At 54.3% G+C, this 18,595-nt stretch carries 23 protein-coding genes, 1 tRNA gene and 2 pseudogenes; 13 read left to right on the top strand and 13 right to left on the bottom strand.

Annotation, left to right across the window (positions count from 1 at the left end; genetic code table 11):
• Positions 1-268: 268 nt before the first annotated feature.
• Together ACSQ3H_RS05735 and ACSQ3H_RS05730 are read left to right on the top strand one after the other, a co-directional pair.
• A complete protein-coding gene (locus ACSQ3H_RS05735) occupies positions 269-517 on the top strand; it encodes a DUF2188 domain-containing protein (RefSeq protein ID WP_436116156.1) in 249 nt (82 codons plus the stop codon).
• A gap of 18 nt (positions 518-535) precedes the next feature.
• Positions 536-1,171, top strand: coding sequence for a glutathione S-transferase family protein (locus ACSQ3H_RS05730; protein ID WP_436116155.1), 636 nt, complete (start codon positions 536-538; stop codon positions 1,169-1,171).
• Between the two features lies 1 nt (position 1,172).
• On the opposite strand, the gene ACSQ3H_RS05725 is transcribed toward ACSQ3H_RS05730, so the two are convergent.
• Positions 1,173-1,430 (bottom strand): DUF982 domain-containing protein, encoded by a 258-nt coding sequence (locus ACSQ3H_RS05725; RefSeq protein WP_436116154.1) that lies wholly within the window; start codon positions 1,428-1,430, stop codon positions 1,173-1,175.
• 122 nt (positions 1,431-1,552) lie between these two features.
• Complete coding sequence (locus ACSQ3H_RS05720; protein WP_436116153.1) at positions 1,553-2,446, bottom strand: LysR family transcriptional regulator; 894 nt, start codon at positions 2,444-2,446, stop codon at positions 1,553-1,555.
• Positions 2,447-2,548: 102 nt separating this feature from the next.
• Between ACSQ3H_RS05720 and ACSQ3H_RS05715 the strand changes: the two genes are divergently transcribed.
• The gene (locus ACSQ3H_RS05715) at positions 2,549-3,400 is read left to right on the top strand and encodes an oxidoreductase (protein ID WP_436116152.1); all 852 of its coding nucleotides are present in this window, start codon (positions 2,549-2,551) and stop codon (positions 3,398-3,400) included.
• A gap of 113 nt (positions 3,401-3,513) precedes the next feature.
• Here ACSQ3H_RS05715 and ACSQ3H_RS05710 read toward each other — a convergent pair whose 3' ends face one another.
• From ACSQ3H_RS05710 to ACSQ3H_RS05695, 4 genes are all read right to left on the bottom strand, one after another.
• A complete protein-coding gene (locus ACSQ3H_RS05710) occupies positions 3,514-3,783 on the bottom strand; it encodes a cyclase (protein ID WP_436116151.1) in 270 nt (89 codons plus the stop codon).
• A 302-nt stretch (positions 3,784-4,085) separates the two neighbouring features.
• Positions 4,086-4,802: a hypothetical protein gene (locus ACSQ3H_RS05705; protein WP_436116150.1), complete on the bottom strand. Its 717-nt coding sequence runs from the start codon at positions 4,800-4,802 to the stop codon at positions 4,086-4,088.
• Positions 4,803-4,867: 65 nt separating this feature from the next.
• On the bottom strand, positions 4,868-5,161 hold the full coding sequence (locus tag ACSQ3H_RS05700) for a MarR family winged helix-turn-helix transcriptional regulator (RefSeq protein WP_436116149.1): 294 nt from the start codon (positions 5,159-5,161) through the stop codon (positions 4,868-4,870).
• Between the two features lie 80 nt (positions 5,162-5,241).
• Positions 5,242-5,877 (bottom strand): adenylate/guanylate cyclase domain-containing protein, encoded by a 636-nt coding sequence (locus ACSQ3H_RS05695; protein ID WP_436116148.1) that lies wholly within the window; start codon positions 5,875-5,877, stop codon positions 5,242-5,244.
• A gap of 199 nt (positions 5,878-6,076) precedes the next feature.
• Here ACSQ3H_RS05695 and ACSQ3H_RS05690 point away from each other — a divergent pair, with 199 nt between their 5' ends.
• The 3 genes from ACSQ3H_RS05690 to ACSQ3H_RS05680 all read left to right on the top strand — a co-directional run bounded on the left by ACSQ3H_RS05690 (position 6,077) and on the right by ACSQ3H_RS05680 (position 7,204).
• Positions 6,077-6,277, top strand: coding sequence for a hypothetical protein (locus ACSQ3H_RS05690; protein ID WP_436116147.1), 201 nt, complete (start codon positions 6,077-6,079; stop codon positions 6,275-6,277).
• Positions 6,278-6,461: 184 nt separating this feature from the next.
• Entirely contained in the window at positions 6,462-6,836 is a 375-nt protein-coding gene (locus ACSQ3H_RS05685) for a hypothetical protein (protein ID WP_436116146.1), read from the top strand.
• 227 nt (positions 6,837-7,063) lie between these two features.
• Positions 7,064-7,204, top strand: a complete 141-nt coding sequence (locus ACSQ3H_RS05680) for a hypothetical protein (RefSeq protein ID WP_436116145.1) — start codon at positions 7,064-7,066, stop codon at positions 7,202-7,204.
• A gap of 442 nt (positions 7,205-7,646) precedes the next feature.
• On the opposite strand, the pseudogene ACSQ3H_RS05675 reads toward ACSQ3H_RS05680, so the two are convergent.
• Together ACSQ3H_RS05675 and ACSQ3H_RS05670 are read right to left on the bottom strand one after the other, a co-directional pair.
• Positions 7,647-7,799, bottom strand: a pseudogene (locus tag ACSQ3H_RS05675) (DUF2312 domain-containing protein); the annotation flags it as partial.
• Between the two features lie 360 nt (positions 7,800-8,159).
• Positions 8,160-8,495, bottom strand: coding sequence for a helix-turn-helix domain-containing protein (locus ACSQ3H_RS05670; protein WP_436116144.1), 336 nt, complete (start codon positions 8,493-8,495; stop codon positions 8,160-8,162).
• Positions 8,496-8,905: 410 nt separating this feature from the next.
• Here ACSQ3H_RS05670 and ACSQ3H_RS05665 point away from each other — a divergent pair, with 410 nt between their 5' ends.
• A complete protein-coding gene (locus tag ACSQ3H_RS05665) occupies positions 8,906-9,241 on the top strand; it encodes an antibiotic biosynthesis monooxygenase family protein (protein ID WP_436116143.1) in 336 nt (111 codons plus the stop codon).
• Between the two features lie 253 nt (positions 9,242-9,494).
• Here ACSQ3H_RS05665 and ACSQ3H_RS05660 read toward each other — a convergent pair whose 3' ends face one another.
• The 3 genes and pseudogenes from ACSQ3H_RS05660 to ACSQ3H_RS05650 all read right to left on the bottom strand — a co-directional run bounded on the left by ACSQ3H_RS05660 (position 9,495) and on the right by ACSQ3H_RS05650 (position 12,696).
• Positions 9,495-9,827, bottom strand: coding sequence for an NUDIX domain-containing protein (locus ACSQ3H_RS05660; RefSeq protein ID WP_436116142.1), 333 nt, complete (start codon positions 9,825-9,827; stop codon positions 9,495-9,497).
• 39 nt (positions 9,828-9,866) lie between these two features.
• Positions 9,867-10,384, bottom strand: a pseudogene (gene arsH / locus ACSQ3H_RS05655) (arsenical resistance protein ArsH); the annotation flags it as partial.
• A gap of 431 nt (positions 10,385-10,815) precedes the next feature.
• On the bottom strand, positions 10,816-12,696 hold the full coding sequence (locus tag ACSQ3H_RS05650) for a BTAD domain-containing putative transcriptional regulator (RefSeq protein WP_436116141.1): 1,881 nt from the start codon (positions 12,694-12,696) through the stop codon (positions 10,816-10,818).
• Positions 12,697-12,852: 156 nt separating this feature from the next.
• On the opposite strand from ACSQ3H_RS05650, the gene ACSQ3H_RS05645 reads away from it, so the two are divergent.
• The 3 genes from ACSQ3H_RS05645 (at position 12,853) to ACSQ3H_RS05635 (ending at position 15,212) form a co-directional block, all read left to right on the top strand.
• Positions 12,853-13,569 (top strand): DUF1194 domain-containing protein, encoded by a 717-nt coding sequence (locus tag ACSQ3H_RS05645; protein WP_436116140.1) that lies wholly within the window; start codon positions 12,853-12,855, stop codon positions 13,567-13,569.
• Positions 13,570-13,659: 90 nt separating this feature from the next.
• On the top strand, positions 13,660-14,337 hold the full coding sequence (locus tag ACSQ3H_RS05640; RefSeq protein ID WP_436116139.1) for a DUF1194 domain-containing protein: 678 nt from the start codon (positions 13,660-13,662) through the stop codon (positions 14,335-14,337).
• 296 nt (positions 14,338-14,633) lie between these two features.
• Positions 14,634-15,212, top strand: a complete 579-nt coding sequence (locus tag ACSQ3H_RS05635) for a hypothetical protein (protein WP_436116138.1) — start codon at positions 14,634-14,636, stop codon at positions 15,210-15,212.
• Between the two features lie 24 nt (positions 15,213-15,236).
• On the opposite strand, the gene ACSQ3H_RS05630 is transcribed toward ACSQ3H_RS05635, so the two are convergent.
• On the bottom strand, positions 15,237-16,178 hold the full coding sequence (locus ACSQ3H_RS05630; RefSeq protein ID WP_436116137.1) for a sigma-54 interaction domain-containing protein: 942 nt from the start codon (positions 16,176-16,178) through the stop codon (positions 15,237-15,239).
• Here ACSQ3H_RS05630 and ACSQ3H_RS05625 point away from each other — a divergent pair.
• Together ACSQ3H_RS05625 and ACSQ3H_RS05620 are read left to right on the top strand one after the other, a co-directional pair.
• A complete protein-coding gene (locus ACSQ3H_RS05625; RefSeq protein ID WP_436116136.1) occupies positions 16,156-16,623 on the top strand; it encodes a DUF982 domain-containing protein in 468 nt (155 codons plus the stop codon). The genes ACSQ3H_RS05630 and ACSQ3H_RS05625 overlap by 23 nt on opposite strands.
• 137 nt (positions 16,624-16,760) lie before the next feature.
• Positions 16,761-17,003 (top strand): hypothetical protein, encoded by a 243-nt coding sequence (locus tag ACSQ3H_RS05620; protein ID WP_436116135.1) that lies wholly within the window; start codon positions 16,761-16,763, stop codon positions 17,001-17,003.
• Between the two features lie 193 nt (positions 17,004-17,196).
• Here the strand turns inward: ACSQ3H_RS05620 and ACSQ3H_RS05615 are convergent.
• Positions 17,197-17,270, bottom strand: a tRNA-Gln gene (locus tag ACSQ3H_RS05615).
• Between the two features lie 1,030 nt (positions 17,271-18,300).
• On the opposite strand from ACSQ3H_RS05615, the gene ACSQ3H_RS05610 reads away from it, so the two are divergent.
• Complete coding sequence (locus tag ACSQ3H_RS05610; protein WP_436116134.1) at positions 18,301-18,576, top strand: hypothetical protein; 276 nt, start codon at positions 18,301-18,303, stop codon at positions 18,574-18,576.
• The last annotated feature ends 19 nt before the right edge of the window (positions 18,577-18,595 follow it).

The raw sequence follows: 18,595 nt of genomic DNA, 5'->3' as shown, positions 1-18,595 counted from the left end.
CTCATCCCTCTTGCCAGAGCCCTTTCCGACCATATTTGCCAAAAAGGGCTCTAGGTTGATTGTCAGATAACTGTGCTACATTAAACTACTGGATCGTCCGTTCAACCAAATCACTGAAGATTTAACTTCGTAACCCTCGATCTGGTTTTACCGGAGCATTAATTCAGGCTGGCTGGAACAAAATCTCTGACGGTTCATTTTTCTTCTCGCCTGATAGGCAGCATCGCGCAGTCAAATCGGGCCAAGTTGGTCCAAATGGAGAATTTTCATGCACCTCACCTATCATGTCCATGCTCATGACGGCGGTTGGGCCTACAGGCTCGGAGACGTCTGGTCCGAGAAGTTTCCCTCCCACGACGCGGCGTTGAGAGCTGCCAGGGAGGCAGCCAAACGGCAGCAGATCGGTGGCGACGATGCCCAGATCAGCTATGAAACCGCAGATGGCACGTGGCATCAGGAATCGGTCAGGGGAAGCGACCGGCCTGAAGTCGATGTCGAGGATGACGCCAACACCTGATGCAGCGGGGAAATCGCAATGAGCAAATACGTTCTTATCGGATCGGAAGGTTGCGGATCGGTTATCGTCGAATTGGCCTTGCTCAAAGCTGGAGCTGAATTCGAACTCGAAGAGATACCCTATCTCGAACCTGGACCGGACCGTGACCGTTTGCTGGAATTGAACCCTCTCGGGCAGGTTCCGACCCTTATCATGCCGGGCGGCGATATCATGACGGAAAGCGCAGCGATGATCCTTCATCTCGCTGACGCATTTCCTGACGCACAGCTGGCCCCCGCTACCAACGACCGGCAACGGCCAGCGTTTCTGAGATGGCTCATTTACATCGTCAGCGAGATCTATCCTACGTCGACATTCAGCGATGATCCGGCCCGCTGGCAATTGCCGAAAGAGGCCCAGAAGGCATACAAGCAGACTGTCGATCAATACCGCAAGACATTGTGGGGTCACGTCGAGGATGTTGCCGATACACCGTGTTTCCTCGGCAATGATTTCAGTGCGATCGATCTCTATATCGCTGTCATGTGTAACTGGCGCCCGGGCAGGAAAGAATTCACGCAATCATTTCCGAAGCTGACCGAAATCGCTGAAAACATGGCCAAGGACCCTATATTCTCAGGCGTTCTGAAGCGCAATTTCGATGCCTGGGGATGAGCTACGGCTTCCTTGTCGAATAATCGACAAAGATGCGCGCCTCCTTTGCCGCTTCGATAAAGGCGGACCTGCACTCGGTTATCGTTACCTTGCCGTCCAGCGCGTCCAGGCACTTCTGCCTTGCTACCTTGAGTTTGACCCCGTCATGGATCGGCCAGTTCATCAACAAAACCTCGGCGGCTTCGGGAACCGAACCGATGTTCCGAGGCTTTCCGGCGTGCTGGGTTTCAATGGTCACAGAGGGAAACGGAGTGGTCATAGCGCAACCTAACGTTTCAATATGACAGTTGTTCCATGAAGATTTTCGCCCGCTGAAAATTTCCTGAGACGCAATCCTGTTGCAACAAAATCGGCGCAGATTACCCCACGCTTCTCAATTCATCACCGGTTCTCGGTTTTCAGGAAATCGACGAACGCACGCATTGCGGTCGGAAGTTGCCTGCGGCTCGTATAATAAAGGAAGAAGCCGGGGTAATAAGGGCACCATTCATCCAGAACCCGCCGCAAGCGGCCTTCAGATATATGCGTCTGGACTTGCTCCTCAAAAAGGTATGCAAGCCCGGCGCCGTTCAAGGCAGCTTCAAGCATCAGATCCTGATCGCCGAGCGTAAGCGATCCTTGGACCTCGATCTCGAGTTCGATCCCGCCTTTCTCGAACTCCCAGCGATAAAAAGCCCCACTCGCGAAGCGGTAGCGAATACAGGGGTGATGGTTCAGATCCTGCGGCGAAACCGGCGCTGGATGGCGCTCGAAGTGCTCGGGTGAACCGACCACGGCAAACCTGTGTCGCGGTCCGACCGGCACTGCAATCATGTCGGCGGCGATCATTTCGCCGAAACGCACACCGGCATCGAAGCCCGCAGACACCATATCGACCAAAGCATCGTCGACCACCAGTTCGACTTCCACCTCGGAATAGACCTTCAGGAACCGTGATATGATCGGCAGGAGCACCAGCTTTGCAGCTGCGCGCGACGCATTGATGCGAAGCTTGCCGGATGGCTGACCGCGGAAAGCGTTCAGGTCTTCGAGCGCATCCTCGATATCGAGGAAGGCAGGATTGATGCGGGTGAAAAGCTGTTCACCTGCCTCCGTCAGCGCTACACTTCGCGTGGTCCGGTTTATCAGTCGTATGTCGAGGCGTTCCTCGATTGACCGCAAAGAGTGACTGAGCGCTGACGGTGTAACCCCCAGCTCGACGGCAGCTTTTCTAAAGCTTCGGTGGTGGGAAATGGCCAGGAATGTCGCGAGATCCGATGGGCTAATCTTCCGCATTGATGAACTTCCCTCACTACCTCATGGAGAATAAAGGCGATTATTTCATCTTAGTCCATGCGGTAACGTTCAAACGGCATTCAACAGGGAAAGGAGAACATCATGCGTGTCTGGTTTATCACAGGTGCTTCGCGCGGCTTTGGCGCACTGATCACAGAGCAGGCTCTGGACGCGGGAGATGCGGTTGTCGCAACTGCACGTAATCCGCAGACAGTCACCGACAGGTTCGGAAATCACCCGAATTTGCTCGCCGTGGCTCTCGACGTCACCAACGAAGCGCAAGCAAACGCCGCAGCCGAACAGGCCGTCAAGCGCTTCGGAAAGATCGACATCCTGTTGAACAATGCCGGATTCGGTCTCCTTGGCGCCGTCGAGGAGGCAACCGCTGCGGAAATCGAGAAGCTCTATGCAACGAATGTCTTCGGCTTGCTCAAGGTGACCCGCGCGGTCCTTCCGCACATGCGCCGGCAGCGTTCCGGGCTCGTCATCAACATATCCTCGATCGGCGGCTATGTGAGCTATCCGGGCTGGGGCGTATATTGCTCGACGAAATTTGCAGTCGAGGGACTTAGCGAGGCCCTCGCCGCTGAGCTGGAGCCGCTTGGCATAAAAGTCACGGTGGTCGAACCGGGGTTCTTCCGCACGGATTTTCTCGACGAAAGTTCCCTTACGGTCAGCCACAGCGCAATCTCCGACTATAATGAGACGCCAGCGGGTGCAATGCGAACCATGGCGGCCGGTGCCAATCATGCACAGCCCGGCGATCCTGCCCGGCTCGCCAAAGCGATGATCAAGCTGGTCAACGATCCCAATCCGCCGCTTCGCATGCCATTCGGCTCGGACACGGTGGCTGCGATCGAGACGAAGAACGACAGCGTTGCGAAGGAACTTGGCGCATGGCGGGATCTTGCGATTTCGACAGACTTCCCCAAGGATACTGTCACGTCCGCGTAGGGCAGTGATCAATAATTAGCCGGCGTCTGCCCTACACCAGGCGCCGGCTATTTCGATGAGTGATCTCGCGGACGCCCGCCAGCGCTCCAAACTCAAGAATTGCTCACGCTGGTTCATACCTTCTGGGTTATCCAGACTGCCGGTGTCCCGACCACTCCCCCGCTGTGTATCGCCTTTCCCAGCTCTTCGAGCCTGGTGAAGGATTGTGCCGCCTCCAGGGTCGCGAATTCGTGGGTCACGGTGACGTCGTTGGGGTTATCGGCGGCTTGATACACCGCCTCCGCTTTAACACCGTTTGCCTTCTGCACCGCAGCAAAGGCGTCATAGGCCTTTCGCCAGATCTTGTAGTCGGAGACCATATGCCTCACGAACAATGTCGTCATGTCACCCTCCCAGGTTGCGTTTCCAATTTAGTCTGACGTTTTTTTTCGTTGTTTTAGATATGGATCTTGCCGATGACGGCACCCGGCGCCAAGTGATCGATCACCCGCCGGATGCGAGCCGAAGCTCTTGGGTCGAATGCCGGTCGTCGGATTTGTCTGTGTGGAGTTCCCCGCTCAACCTCCGACGACTATATCACCGATGGCCCGTGGGGGCATGATGAATTGCGTGTTGCAGGTCACACGCCAAGCCAAACGAACCGGCCCGGCATGCGGATCGCACCATTCACCGTCACTGCAACAGGCTAGCTTGATAGCGTCGCGCGTTGCACAAGGTTTGTCTCGCGCAGCTGCGCAAAGATAATCCCATGAACGATCAGGTAAAACGGCACGAGAACCGTCGGTATCATCGACCAAGGCAAGGTCTGAATAGCGTCCGATCCCACACCACTTTCGATGAGTTGCAGAATGAAGCCATTAAAGGAGATGGTGCCCAAACCAACCGCCAGCAACAGGTCGACGAGGCCAAAAACGTTCCACGCATAGATGCTGCTGCTCATACCGGTGCCACGACGGGCAACGGCAATGGACAGGGGCAGCGCGACGACACCAGTGATAACGTCTCCCCATCCCGCCGAGATTGGAAATGGTCCGTCAAGCCGTCCGGCCGCCGCCAGAAACAGGAAGAACGCGCCAAAAACCCGGCTGATGTTAAGGCCAATCAGCAGCGGCAGCGGCACGGCAAGCAGCGCTGAGCGCACGGCTGGCAAAACCTGCCAGGCAATCGCCACCACGACAACGGGAAGCACAACCATGACACCGATAAGCGGCACCTGCAGACCGAGCGCCCCGCCGAATGCACCGGCGGCTGCAAGGGACACCTGTGCTCCGATCCAGAGTCCCGCGACGCCCGCGATCATCAGCTTGGCGGCCAAAGAAATCCGCAAGACATTTACGAGCGCATTCAGGTTCAAAATTGCGACTGCCGTGAGCAGTACGCCACCAACAAAATCCAAAGTCATGCCGATCTCCTATAAGTGTATATACACGTTTACGGATAGCTTCGGACTGCGTCCGACATGTGAATTCAGCTTGCCGATGCTTCCGCCTGCGCTGCCTTCCAGGCCGGTAATGCCGCTTCAGCGACAGCCCACCCTTTGGACGTCAAAGTGACGACTCTCTCGCGTCCGTCCTCGCCCGGGTTGACGGTAATGAGACGACGATTGCTGACCAACGCCAGGTTGCGAGTCAGCGTCGTGCGGTCTATCCCCAGGCGTTCTGCTATATCGCTTATTGTCGTCGGGCCGCCAAGGATCAGCGCCGTCAAAAGTGAGTACTGGTTTATTGTCAGCTCGAATGGGCGAAGCTTCTCATCGAACAACCGTGTCAACCTCTGTGCGCGGTTTCGGGCAGCAAGGCAGAGACAGTCTCTACAATCGGCAAAATCAAGCGCATCAACCATCATATACGTGTAACTACACGCAACTTGGAAGTCAAGTAAAAACCTTGCATCCGCTTTATAGGTCTGAGGTCCTGACCGTCATCACGCTTCAACGTGGGCGGGATACCCGTTATGTAGCTATGGCTATCAAGCTCGCCGACAACGCGATAGAGCCGGATCGGCTCGGAAATATTCTTGAGGGGTCTCTCGCCCCAGTCTTCGAATCGAAGTTTCGCCGTGCGCTTTACCTGATCAAACACGGTTTGCGTGATCAGGATTGAACCCGGTTCGGCAAGTCCCTCCACCCTGGCTGCGATGTTGACCCCGTCACCGAGAAGATCCTCCCCATCGACAATAGCGTCAGCCAAATGAATGCCCATGCGAAGCTGGAAGTGGTTGCTGCCTTCCTGAGATGACGCAAGAAGGATGCGCTGGATTTCAAAACCGGATTGGACAGGCATAACCGGACTTGGAAATTCCGACAGGAAACCGTCACCTGCCCGGGAAAACACGCGGCCATTGTGCCCGACGACCTGTTCGCCGATCATGTGCGTGAGCGCGGAAAGTTGTCGGATCGTTTCGCTTTCCGACAGCTCCATCCGGGCAGAATAGCCAACCACGTCGGCGGCCATGATGGTAACGAGACGTCGTTCCATGCGGGTTTCCCCAAAGCCGGAATGCTATCACGTTGGCACTTGGGAAGCTATGCTGGCAGCGCGACGAGAGAGTTGCCGAACGTCGCACTGCGCCAAAGCGGACGGCAATCACGTTTACGAGAATTGTCTTCCACGATTGACGTTGATATCAACCTCCTGGAGCCGATCATCACGACTCAAGCAGTCTTGGAGAACTTATATGGCAACACAGCACGTCAAGGAAATTGATTTGGCGATCAAGGAACTGATATCTTCGCGTCGTCAGGAAATCCTGCAGATTGCACAGAACGGTGCAAACCCTGGACCGCTCAAGAACCTCGTGGAGATTCAGACTGCTATCGATGCCCTCTACCGTGCTCGGGAACAGGAGATGCACGCTCCTGAAAAGCAGGGCTCCTGAGAAGGGTGGACCAATACAGATCCAGCGGTCCCCGGTGGGCGGCGAGCCAGCACCTGTCACGCATTCTAAGACTAGAATATCACCGTATATAAACCAACGTATTATACTGTGACCGCCTTGCCGTTCCTAAATTAGGTGGATGGCTTTCAGCAAATCTGGAAGCTTCCAAATTTAGGAGTGAATTATGAGAAAATCAGCAACAGCGATAGCGATAGTAGCTTTAGGCGCAATGCTGGCGGCCGGTTCGGCGACTGAATCGATGGCGCACGGCGGTGGCGGCGGCGGTGGTGGTGGTCATGGCGGTGGCGGCGATCACGGCGGTGGCGGTCATAGCTTTGGCGGTAGTCGTGGCGACTTCGGCGGCGGCGATCATGGCTCACACGGCGGTGGTATCTTCGGCCGTGGCATCTTTGGAAGTGATCGCGGGTTCGCGACGAGCCATGATCGGATTGCAGACCGCAGGGATCACTTTAGGGATTTCCGGCGCGACGATAACTACGGATATTATTTTTGCGAATATCCGTACCGTTGGGATTACTCAGTCGATTACTGCGATTGACTGACCGCATGATGTTCGAACCCGCGCTCCCCAGATCGATTGGGGACCGGATTCGAATGCAAAGCGGATGGGATACTTGATGGCAGCATGGCAAATGGCCAGGAATATCCTTAGGCAGGACGAGTTTGGATGAAGTTATTTGCACACGCCCGATAATGGCTCTTGGAGTGCTCTCCAAATTCCGGCTCTGTAAGCTATCTAAAGAATGCCTTTCAATGGAGGCCCGGGTGTCCAAGTTTAGTAATCGCCCTCATCACAACCACATGCCGCACATGGACCAGGCGGTGCTCATTCTTCTGGTCGTTTTCGTCGCCTCGGTCGCTCTCGTGATTGGCGCCGGCTGGGTTTACCGTGCGTTGCTCAGTTGAGTTGAATCTTCGCCTGCGGCACAGCCTTTTCTTCGCCTAAGCGTGAAGCTAAAGCCTGTTAATCTTGCGGCTCTATTGTCGCCAGGTCGATCTGCCAAGCAGGCTCTCGTCGGTAAGCGAGCGAACCGGTCCATGACTGCCGCAGACATTCGTGGTTCGCCTCCCGAGAGGGCCAAAAACATAAAAAAACCGACGTGAATTCTCAGCAGTCGGGTGTTCCGGCTACAGTCGATGGGTTCAAGACGTTGGAACTTGACGAGCAACTCCTTCGATTGAAACGCCGCGTGAAGGCGTCAAAGAAGAAAACGACTCGCCCCGCATCCAGACGGGACGAAGTTAAAATTCTTCGAGCAAAATTCAGTAACTTGTGCAGCTGCCTGCAGATACGGACCTGCATGCTCCGACCGAAAAATTGCGAAACCCAAACATTCAAAAACGTTGATCAAACCATTCCAAGCGCGTTCATATAAAGCTCCAAAATGGCTTCTTCTTCCTTGCGCTCGTTGGCGTCCTTCTTGCGCAGGCGAACGATTGTCCGGATAATTTTCGTGTCGTAACCTCGGCCCTTGGCCTCGGCCATCACTTCCTTGATATCGTCCTTTTCACACATTCTATCAATTCAAGAATATGTCTCCCGATAGAACCTTCAGCCCAAGCGGCTTCTGATAAAAGGGGTTGGCACCTTGGAGCCGACCCCATGGTCGGGCTCGTAGTGTGTCAGGGAAGAGCAACGAGATATCCGGGGCATCAACGATAAGGTGCTTGTGTTCCTAGTGTTGGATAGCGATGGGGGCGATGTTTTATAAATCAGGCGTCGACCCCATCGCGGTTTACAATGTTCACTAGGTTTGGCTCCTTGGACCCGACCGCACGGTCGGGCTCGTAGTGTGTCAGGAAATAGCAATGAGATCTCCGGGACATCTACACGAATGTGCTGTTGACTTATGGATCGACCTTAGAAGTCATCGTCCATACCTCCGGTGCCTGTCCTGGCGCGCTGCCTCGATGCCGAAGCTTCAAGCGCGTTACCCACCCTGTCGTTCAGCGGATTGGCGATCGATACTAGGTCCGGCAGCAGCCCGTAAACCCACAAGGCCGTAATAACCACTCCTACCGAGACTGTCGGATCCCCCTTTTCGAGGCGCGATACTGTAACTCGGTGAACGCCAATGCGTGAAGCGACGTCTTCCAACTTCAAGTTGCGGCGCAGTCTCGCCGTGCGGAGCTGCCGGCCCATTGTCACTGCAGCATCATTAACTTCTCCAGGCATAATAAGGGCGTTTTTGCTCATTTTGTCACCTATAGACGACGCAAGGTCTCATTGGGTCATTTATAAGTGACGTAACCTAAACTCGCGTGACTGCCAACAGCTGTCATTTAAAAGTAACGTTATGGATTATAATGTCATCTATATGCGACAAGAGACGATGCCACGGTATCGCTAGGTTGCACCACTGTGATGCTGCGCAAAAGGGCCGCCGAGAGAGGCGAAGGTCCGTCATTTCGAGGTTTTTAGTGCATTGTGTTGTGGCGACCCTATGTGGGTTTCAAATGGGGAGGTTATACTCGTCACAAGTTCGGGCACTTGAGCTCCCAGAGGAACGCAATGACGAAAAAACAGAGGATCCGTGGCTCGTTGAAAGCATCTTGAGCGCGAAATGGTATGAAAAAGCTGGCTGGATAATCTGATAGGAGGTCGACATGTCCATCGCTGACTTGCATGCGCCACCCTACTACATGGTGAGTTTCTCCTCGCAACGAACGGAGGGCGACAACGGCTATGGTGAAATGGGCTATACAATGGTGGAACTGGCAAAACAGCAGCCGGGCTATCTCGGTTTCGAAAGCGCCCGTGGTGCGGATGGCTTCGGTATACTCCATTCCTATTGGAAGGACGAAGAGAGCATCCGCGCCTGGAAAGCGGTCGTCGATCACGTTGAGGCGCAGCGACGCGGCCGGGCAGACTGGTACGCGCGCTACGAAGTCCGCGTCGCCCTCGTACAACGCGCCTATGGGTTCGACAACGAAGGAATATAATTGGCTTGTTGCCAATTTTCTGATTGTTTTCGGTGGATTCCAGGCAGTGCGATAAGCAAGCTCCGCTAACAGCATTTGGGAAACGGCTTGCGTTCAACGGTTTTCTCGCGTCGCCTGCTGCAGCAGAAGTCGATCAGTCAAATATGTGCCGTTAATCAATGAACCTCGCACAACATTCGGACGGAGATCGGCATCCGCAAGTTCTGAAAACGATAGCCAGTGCTGTTTCAGATGTGGCTCGCGGCTCGACACATCATGCCGATCTAATTTTACCAGAAAGAAATGTTCCGCCTGCTGGATAGTGTTGCCTTAATGTCGGAAGTGGTTCTCGACGCAGAAAAGGTACAAGGTATCTACATTCGATGATGCGGGAATTGGTCTCTTCCTCAAACTCTTTCCGCAATCGAGATTCGAATGTGTCACCAATTTCGTATTCGCCACCGATGAATGCATAGCATGAATGTGGATCATCTGTCGGCTGCTGAACGAGAACACTGTCTCCATCTACAACGATGCCAGCAATGCGGATTCGCGGAATCTGGTGCGAAGCTACCGTGTGAAAAAACTGATCTGGATTGAGAACCATTGTTCTTAAACCCTGCGCACAAGTGTGATAGCAAAATCTCTAAACTGCTGACTTCAGATTGACCCGTTGGTCCAGTGCAGCTGCATTCTCTTTCCTCTCGCTGTATCGGTCGGTAGCTAGCCCGACACGTCGCGGGTCAGAAGCGTAAATTTGACCAGCTCTTCCATGACATCAACGACGCGGTCGTAATAGGCCGAAGGCTTCATGCGGCCGTGCTCGTCAAACTCCTGATAGGCCTTTGCCACTGAAGACTGATTTGGGATGGTGATCATACGCATCCAGCGTCCGAGCACCCGCATCTGGTTAACCGCGTTGAACGATTGAGAACCACCGGAAACTTGCATGACCGCGAGCGTGCGTCCTTGGGTTGGGCGGATCGCCCCCATTGCTAATGGAATCCAGTCGATCTGTGACTTCATAACGCCAGTCATCGCGCCGTGCCGCTCAGGACTCGTCCAGACTTGGCCCTCTGACCAGAGAGACAGTTCGCGCAGCTCCTGCACCTTTGGATGATCCATCGGTGCATCGTCGGGAAGCCCCGTGCCGCGCTTGTCGAAAAGGATCAATCGGGCAAACCCACTCAGTCGCTCGAATACGTGCGCCATACGCGGAAACGTCCAAGCATAGTCGAGATTGGAGACAAAGCCAGGAACGTAGATTATGTCGAGAGGACCATCACCAATCACCTGATAGGCAATGTTCAGACCGCCACTTCGTGCATATCGAGTGCTCGGATGCATGACGCCAGCATATCACGCCCGTCGCCGTTGTGAATTGGCCCAATTCTCCACAGGTGGAACGCGTTCATTTATCCGCGAAGGACCCAATACGAAAACTGTTTCAACAGTATCGGCGCGAAGCGGACGTTTAAAAATCCCAAGATTGCTTGCAATCGTCCACCGCCAGACACGTAAGCGAGCCAATATTAAGCCTTTGGTTGCATCGACTGCGTGGCTGCGCGAACGTTTAGATGTCACGTCATGCGCTATCAGGACCATGGCAGGCCCGCTGCACAGAGGTGCAACCATAGTCCGTCTTTGAACAATGAGCTGCGCGCATGGAGCAGTTGCTGGAGATATTGACCTGTCAGCATCAGCGCGTTCTGTCGGACGTATGAAACATCCTCCTTGGCTGCTTGCGCGTTCCCTAAGGCTTCGTGCGCTGCTCCGCGCAGGAGACGGCCCCAGTGATATTCCGGAAGCACGACAAGAAATCGGTTCAGGCATGAGATTGCGTTTTCATAGTTTCCCGAGGTGAAGTGCGCATCGCCGCGGAACAGGAAGATTGGATGATAATCTGGGCTGACCTGGTCGGCCTCGTCAAAGGCTGCATGCGCCTCGTCAAACCTGCCGACCAAGGTCAGCCCGATGCCGAGCCACGTATGAAACTCCGCATCGTTCGGGTTGAGATCGACAGCACGTTGCAGTCCCTCCAGCCCCGATTTCGTATTACCGAGATACATTTCGGCCAGACTATAGGCGCTGAGCAGATAGGGCTCGCGGTCGTCGAGTCCCATTCCGGTCATGGCCAGGTCGCGAGCGTCGCGAAACCCGCGCAGAGGATCGTTCAGCCAACCGTTGAAACAAGAATGGAAGTTTATCCAAGCCAGGCTCTCACGAACCAAGACATGGCCGGGATCCATGATGAGAAGTCGGTTGCACAGCCGCCGTGCCCGGATCATTCCCTTCAAGGTCGGCCGTTCGACATGATAAAACACCTGCAGATAGAGCTGCTCGCTATTGGCCCCTTCCTCAGATGTCATAGCCAAATTGCTCGCGGCATGTTTCATGAGAAATTGATAGAGATTGCCGCTGATCCTGTGAACGAGTTTTTCTTGCCCGGCGGGGAACCTGACATCTGCATCCAGGTATTTCCTGCTCCAGATCTGCGTCCCGCTTTGCACGGAAACAAGCTGGGCGAGCGACGATCCGTTGGATAGGATGGCAACTTCCAGAATGTAGTTGGCATCCAAACGCCTGCCGATCTCGTCCACTGCAAGATTTTTTCCGCTGAGGGTGAACATGGTCGCCGCCGCGACGACCGAGATCGGCGAGAACCGAGCGAGTTCGCCGATCAGATCGCGGGTCAAAGCATCTGTAAGTGTCTGCTCGTCAATGTGCCCGGATCGGCTTTTGATTGGCAGGATGGCCAGTCTTGGCCTCGTGTCCGTCAACGCGATGAAAGGCTGTTCGGGTGGGCTATGTATCCTATCCATGAGATTGAGAGTTTCGGCATCTGGTGAAACTGCAAGATCGGACTGCAGCAGTGCCCTCATCGTGTCGTAGTGGCCGATCGCCCGACCTCGTTCGCCCCGTTCGAGATGATTGCGGAGAATGACTCTATGGGAGGGCTCGTGATACGGATCGTGCCGTAAGAGGCATCGGGCAATTTGCAACGATTGCTGGGTATCGCCCGCATTTTCCACGCAATCAGCGACAGATGTTAAAAAATCGATCAGCAATGTGCGGTGTCGATCCCGCTCGATCCGAAGCCATTCATCCAATGTTTCATCGTTGAATTTCAGCCCTTCGAGGAACTCTCCCTCGAGTTTGTCGAGCACGAAGGGCAATTGGTCAGTTGCCGCTCCAACGAGAATTTGCACGTCACTGACAATTTCATCGCGCTCTATCCAGGCTGAATCAGCGTCCATAAGGAATGGCGCAGGACCATGGCCTTCAACGGCGCGCCTGACCGAGAAAAAGCCTTGACGCAGACTGTTGCGAGCATGATCTTCGGTCTGTTCTGCCCACAACAGTCCCGCAAGTTTCGACCTTGAAATAGGTCGTCCATTTGCCAGCGCCAGTCTCGCAATCAGCACTTGATGCTTGCGAGACGCGACCGCAATGTCTTCGCCTGTTGCTGAAAGCAACCGAAACCTTCCAAGCAGGTGCAAAGAGAACGCCAACAATCCCTCCTCGGGAGAGAAATAGTGTGTCTTATAACGCCACTATAACACCAAGAAAGCGGTCAGCTGTCATAGTCACTTCGGCTAAGACGGTTGGAAACCAGATCGGGGGGATCGGGGATGCGCAAGAATTTGCTTTGCATTGTGTCGGCATTGTTCCTGGTCACAATCTGGCCTGCCGGATCGAACGCTTGTGTCGATATTGCGCTCGTTCTCGCCGTTGACGGATCAGGCAGCATAAATGACGAAGAATATGCCTTCCAAAAATCGGCGATAGCGGCTGCATTCCGCGACAGAGAGGTTCTGGCCGCGCTTAGAAGCGCTAGAACGGTTGCAGTCTCCGCTGTCTTCTGGGGGGACGGTGAATTCGCCTCGCAGAAGCTCGACTGGTTCATTATTAAAGGCGGAAAGGGTGCCGAGCCGTTCGCGCAGGAAGTCGAAAGCAGTCATCGGATCGTCTTTGGCAATACCGACATAGGGAGCGGCATCTGGACCGCGCTGGACCTGCTTTCGAACCCGAAATTGTGCGCGACCAGATCGATCGTCAACGTTTCAGGAGACGGCAAAGAGACAATGGCACCAAAACGGCGGCAAGTGGCATCTTTGTATCAGGCACGGCTCCGGGCAAAGGAGATGGGCGTGACCGTCAATGCATTGGTCATATCCAATGAGGTAGCTGACCTTGCGAGCTACTATTCGACGGATGTGCTCGTCGGAGCCAACGCTTTCGTGATGGGGATCGGTCAGTATTCCGACTATTCGGCGGCGATCAGACGGAAACTCATAAGGGAACTGTCTTCCCAGGCCGTGGCCAGTTTGATGCTAAACACCCGATGAATATTACGGGTCGGACGACCGTGTTCATGCTGGATGCATGCTGCTGTTGAACAATATTCGTCGCGGGCGAAACCATGGGGGGTGGGGGAAATGCGCAAGGCGTTGCTTTTCGTGGCCGCGATTTTGGCCGTTATGACTGCGGTCTCGCGGTCGCAAGCCTGCGTCGACACAGCGCTGGTGTTGGCGGTGGACGGCTCTGGCAGCATAACCGACGAAGAATACGAGTTTCAAAAATCTGCGATCGTCTCTGCCTTCCGCGACACGGCGGTGCTATTGGCCATACGATCTGCGGGGAGTGTGGCAGTCGCAGCGGTCTTCTGGGGAGACGGCGAAATTCCTTCCCAAAAACTCGGCTGGTTCGTCATGGACGGAATGAAGCCATCGGAACAGTTCGCGCGCGAAATCGAACGCAATCAGCGCACGGCGTTCGGGAATACTAACATAGGTGGCGGCCTCTGGGCCGCGCTTGACCTGCTTTCCAACCCGCAGTTGTGCGCCCGAAGGCTAATTGTGGACATCTCCGGTGACGGGATGGAGACGTCAGCACCCAGGCGAGGACACTGGACACCTCTCCTTCAGGCCCGCCGCCGTGCGGATGAGATGGGAGTTACCATCAATGGGTTGGTGATATCAGACGAAGAGACTGATCTCGCAGACTATTACAACAAGAGCGTCATCATGGGTCCCAACAGGTTCGTCATGGATATCACCAAAATCGAGGATTTTGCGAGGGCAATCAGGCTGAAGCTCATCCGGGAGTTGTCATGAGGCGCTTAAGCGTAAAGGGCTGAGTGGACATTAGAGGATTTACCACCGTTCTGAAACGCTACCACGTATGGACTGGGTCCGTTCTTGCCCCTTTGCGGACATCAGCCCGTTTGTAACAGTAACGTACTTTATCCTCAGTTGAACTGATAGTCTTGGGCGGTGGCCGAGGTACGTCATGCTGGATTCCAGATCTGGTGGTTTTTGCTATTCTATTCCGCCTAAGTGTGTACCAAAGCAGCCACGACGCTGATCCAGTGGTGTGAAAGCGTTGCAATCAGCGCCCCATTGGAGGCGGTATGGTAGACGAAGCCACTACGGTCATTTTGGGCATCCCGATACCGTCCACTGATCCGGTCTTTCTCGCCATCGTCGGCGTACATGTCCTGTTCGGACTTGCAACCGCGACCACCGGAGCGGTCGCGATGTTGAGCCAAAAGGGTCGTGGCCGGCACTCTAATTGGGGAACGCTCTACTTTTGGTGCCTGTTTGGCCTATTCACCACCATGAGCTCCCTGTCATTCATACGTTGGGCACAGAACTACCACTTGTTCATTCTAGGGACCCTTTCATTCGGATCCGCGTATATCGGACGTACAGCCGCCCGGCGGCGCTGGTATCAATGGCCCAGGCTACATCTCACGGGTATGGGTGCGTCCTACATCTTCATGCTAACCGCGTTCTACGTGGATAACGGCAAGAACTTGCCTCTATGGAAGGAGCTTCCAGACATTGCTTTCTGGTTCCTGCCTGGCGTGCTCGGAGTGCCGTTGATCATCTACGCACTGGTTCGACATCCTCTGGCTCTGGCCTTCGATCGCTCACCAACGGAATTCGAGCGGTCCGCAAATTTGGACAGAGACACTATCAGCAAGTAATGGGATTAAAGATTGATGGCGATGCTATCGAATGTCGGAACGATCTTTCGGAACCATTCCAAAGCGTGCCATTTTTTCCCACAACGTCGTTCTCGAAATGGCAAGAAGGCCCGCGGCTTTTGAAATCTGGCCGCCCGTTTGCTCGAGCGCTCGCTCGATCTGCCGCTTTTCGGCCGCATCGCGCACGTCAGCCAAGGGAGTGAAACCCGTGGATGTCTTTGTGTCACTGCCCTCCGGGAATAGATCGGCCGGCATAATCCATTCACCGCGGGCCAAAGCGGCGGCGCGCTCAACCCTATTGCGGAGTTCGCGCACGTTTCCAGGCCACGGGTGAGCGATGGCAGCGTCTTCAGCCAAGGAGCTAAAACCTCGGATGTCGGTGTCACTTCTCTGGGTTACGTCATCAAGGAAGTGATCCATCAATCCGATGATGTCGTCCGTACGTTCACGCAATGGCGGAATCTCCACCGGAAGGACGGAAATCCTGAAATAGAGATCTTCGCGGAAATTGTTGCCCGGGGATTTAGCGTTCAAGGTCCGGTGCGTCGCAGACACAATTCGGGCGTTGAAGTTCACCGTTGACTCGCCTCCGACACGCGTGAACGTCTTCTGTTCGATCAACCGCAGCAGCTTGGCTTGAAGCGCCGTTGACATATCGCCAACTTCGTCGAGGAACAACGTCCCCTTTCCCGCCCGCTCGGCGTAGCCCAGATGCCTCTGGGTCGCTCCCGTAAAAGCACCCTTCTCATGGCCAAAGAGTTCGCTTTCCATTAGGTCGGCCGGAATGGCTGCGCAATTGACTGCCACGAATGGCTCATGTGCCCGTGAGGAAACTTCGTGAAGGAATCGTGCAGCCACCTCCTTGCCGACACCTGTTTCTCCTGTGATGAGGACGGGAAGATCGTTGTTGGCATAGCGGCTCAGGATACTGGCCACACTTTGCATGGCTGGGCTGACACCCAGCACGGTTGGGTCCGCCGCCGACGAAAGGTGCGGACGGCATCCGCTGTTGATGCGATGTCGCGCATTGAGCGTAAACCATAAAGAATTTGATGGAGTGGAATCCCGTAAGTCATTGTGCTGCAATGACCCGATGGAAGACTACAGAGCATTTGCACCCGTCACAGTCTTGGGCAGGCAGCCTGGCAAAATGATAGGCGTCAACTCTGCCTATGACGCTGCAGCATTCATATTGGATCAATGGCCACCGGAGAGAAGTGGGCCGAAGCTTGAAACGTGCAAAGAGATTCTTTTGAAATGTCTGGCTCAAGAATGTTCAGCGGCGATTGCGCGTGTGGCGTTCACTGAGGCTGCGAGAGAGGCAAACATCTACGTTCCACCACCAGAGAATGAGCCCGTGAGAGGCAAGCCGACGCGATGGCGTAAGGCTAAGGCGTGGCGGCGTGCCTAACGTTATTGTCACTGGCAGACAAACTATTGACGCCAGCCCAAGTGAGTATTTTAATCTTTAGGTCGCTTGGTCTGTCAACGGCGCACTAGGGACTGAGAGCCGTACGCGCTCCAGCCATTGATGTTGGAGGATTTGCCATGTCTCTGCATCTTTTTGAAAAACTCACTTACAGCGAAGACGATTGGTACATTATGCAGGATGCCCACGTTAAGGCGTGTGAGCTTCTCGGCGAAGACCCGGTGTCCTATAAAAATGCGGACCGCTTGGCACGCACCATAATGAACCTCTTCGATGGGGGCGCGCGCGATTTTCAGATCATTGCGTCGATTGCGGCCGATCGCGAAGCCGTGTTGGACCGTCAATCGGCCACGTATCATTGAACGATACCGTTTCGCTAACCACAGGCTTTGGCTCTAAGGTTGGCATCAAAAATGTAACTTCCAGACGTCGGATCATCACACTTGTCGATATGATTATTAAGTGAGTTGGCAGCGACAGCTAGCACTACGACAGATACTACAAAAATGCCCAATGCCGACCATGCGATGTATCGAAGCATGCGTGTCTCCAGATTGGTTCCCGCTCATGGACTCGAACCACGATTCGCGCCGTCAAAGGGCGGTGTCCTACCATTAGACGAAGCGGGATTGTTGCCTGACTGGTAACAACACCTCGTTATAGTCGTAAAGGCATAAAGAAAGCCTGGCCACCCAGAGAAACTGCGGCGGGCAGATGGTTTGATCGGGCCGGCGGGCTTGATAGGAGACTGCAGTTGAGGCATCAATTCGCCATGGACAATCAGATTCTCGCCGATGACCTTGAGCTGTTAGCCCTACAAGAAGCTGCCGTTTCGTTCGGAGCTAGCCATCTACTTGTAATTGCCGCAGCCGCCATTCGGGCCCAATCGGAGGAAATTAAGACTCTGAGGCGTGAACGAGATCAGTTACGTGCCGAACGTCAGCGCTAGCACAGTAGCATTGGGAATATCAGGTTTGCATCAATTGGGGCCTTGCTCGGCGCTGATTTGATTGTTTTGCTGCAGCGAAAAATGCCGAAGAGGAACCAGCGTTACTGTGAGCCATATCCAGCGAACTACCATGCGGTTGGTCGGTATCTTGTTAGCCTCGATTTCGCTTGGCTACGCTGCCCACGGCCAGGATCGTATGAGCGAGCGAGGCGAGTATTTAATTGAGGTTGGAGTGGTAACAGACGACAATGCCCCCTTTTATGGCTCATCTACCTGCCATAGACACGAAAACTGTTTGATAGGCCTGAACACGCATTTGTCAGTCATAGTCTCGTTTCGGGCGGGGCACTACGATGTCCAACTGCTGGACTTTACACCTAGCCGAGAACGCTGTTGCCTTTTCGAAAATGGCAGCGACCATCTCACTATTGAAGCCAATGTTAAACACACCGAGTCAACGCTTCGAATCCGAAAAACTGACGATTTCGTTTTTCCCGCGCGTAAGGACATTCCCTGGGGCAACTACGGTAAAATCTTTATCAAACTGGAAGGCGCAGACTAAAGAAACGAGATGTCTGAAACACCCGAAAAACCCGCCTACCCCTTCCCACGTGGAGAAAGCTCCGGCCGCCTTCCAAGTCCATAAACACCCATTGCCAAACGGCTGTAACAATTGAATAAATCTATACTTGGAAACGATGGGGGCAGATTTGGCATTTGACTTCTTTAAATCTCTTAAGCTTGACCTTGGCACAGGGCGACTCGTGAAACAAATAGACATCGATCTCAGCTTGCTCACGCGCGTGATAATCAAGCTGAAGAAAGAAGATGCAACGAACCTTAACTATGTATCTGTTCACGTCACGGGTGGCCGCATCGTTGGTCCCACTAGGCATCTTGAAGTCGAGGAGTTTCTTCAATTCGCCGAGGGAGCGGCCGCGCAGTTCACACAAGCAGCGAAAGAAATACGCGAAGCGATAAAGTAGCGAAACCTAAGCCAAACGT

Origin of the sequence: Phyllobacterium sp. LjRoot231 (assembly GCF_964253365.1) — a bacterium.
Lineage (GTDB): Bacteria > Pseudomonadota > Alphaproteobacteria > Rhizobiales > Rhizobiaceae > Phyllobacterium.
This window is presented reverse-complemented; position numbering and strand designations above follow the sequence as displayed.

Coding starts and splice junctions, on each gene's coding strand:
- ACSQ3H_RS05735 (WP_436116156.1), top strand. CDS start 269: ATGCACCTCACCTATCATGTCCATGCTCATGACGGCGGTTGGGCCTAC.
- ACSQ3H_RS05730 (WP_436116155.1), top strand. CDS start 536: ATGAGCAAATACGTTCTTATCGGATCGGAAGGTTGCGGATCGGTTATC.
- ACSQ3H_RS05725 (WP_436116154.1), bottom strand. CDS start 1,430: ATGACCACTCCGTTTCCCTCTGTGACCATTGAAACCCAGCACGCCGGA.
- ACSQ3H_RS05720 (WP_436116153.1), bottom strand. CDS start 2,446: ATGCGGAAGATTAGCCCATCGGATCTCGCGACATTCCTGGCCATTTCC.
- ACSQ3H_RS05715 (WP_436116152.1), top strand. CDS start 2,549: ATGCGTGTCTGGTTTATCACAGGTGCTTCGCGCGGCTTTGGCGCACTG.
- ACSQ3H_RS05710 (WP_436116151.1), bottom strand. CDS start 3,783: ATGACGACATTGTTCGTGAGGCATATGGTCTCCGACTACAAGATCTGG.
- ACSQ3H_RS05705 (WP_436116150.1), bottom strand. CDS start 4,802: ATGACTTTGGATTTTGTTGGTGGCGTACTGCTCACGGCAGTCGCAATT.
- ACSQ3H_RS05695 (WP_436116148.1), bottom strand. CDS start 5,877: ATGGAACGACGTCTCGTTACCATCATGGCCGCCGACGTGGTTGGCTAT.
- ACSQ3H_RS05690 (WP_436116147.1), top strand. CDS start 6,077: ATGGCAACACAGCACGTCAAGGAAATTGATTTGGCGATCAAGGAACTG.
- ACSQ3H_RS05685 (WP_436116146.1), top strand. CDS start 6,462: ATGAGAAAATCAGCAACAGCGATAGCGATAGTAGCTTTAGGCGCAATG.
- ACSQ3H_RS05670 (WP_436116144.1), bottom strand. CDS start 8,495: ATGAGCAAAAACGCCCTTATTATGCCTGGAGAAGTTAATGATGCTGCA.
- ACSQ3H_RS05665 (WP_436116143.1), top strand. CDS start 8,906: ATGTCCATCGCTGACTTGCATGCGCCACCCTACTACATGGTGAGTTTC.
- ACSQ3H_RS05660 (WP_436116142.1), bottom strand. CDS start 9,827: ATGGTTCTCAATCCAGATCAGTTTTTTCACACGGTAGCTTCGCACCAG.
- ACSQ3H_RS05645 (WP_436116140.1), top strand. CDS start 12,853: ATGCGCAAGAATTTGCTTTGCATTGTGTCGGCATTGTTCCTGGTCACA.
- ACSQ3H_RS05640 (WP_436116139.1), top strand. CDS start 13,660: ATGCGCAAGGCGTTGCTTTTCGTGGCCGCGATTTTGGCCGTTATGACT.
- ACSQ3H_RS05635 (WP_436116138.1), top strand. CDS start 14,634: ATGGTAGACGAAGCCACTACGGTCATTTTGGGCATCCCGATACCGTCC.
- ACSQ3H_RS05625 (WP_436116136.1), top strand. CDS start 16,156: ATGGCTGGGCTGACACCCAGCACGGTTGGGTCCGCCGCCGACGAAAGG.
- ACSQ3H_RS05620 (WP_436116135.1), top strand. CDS start 16,761: ATGTCTCTGCATCTTTTTGAAAAACTCACTTACAGCGAAGACGATTGG.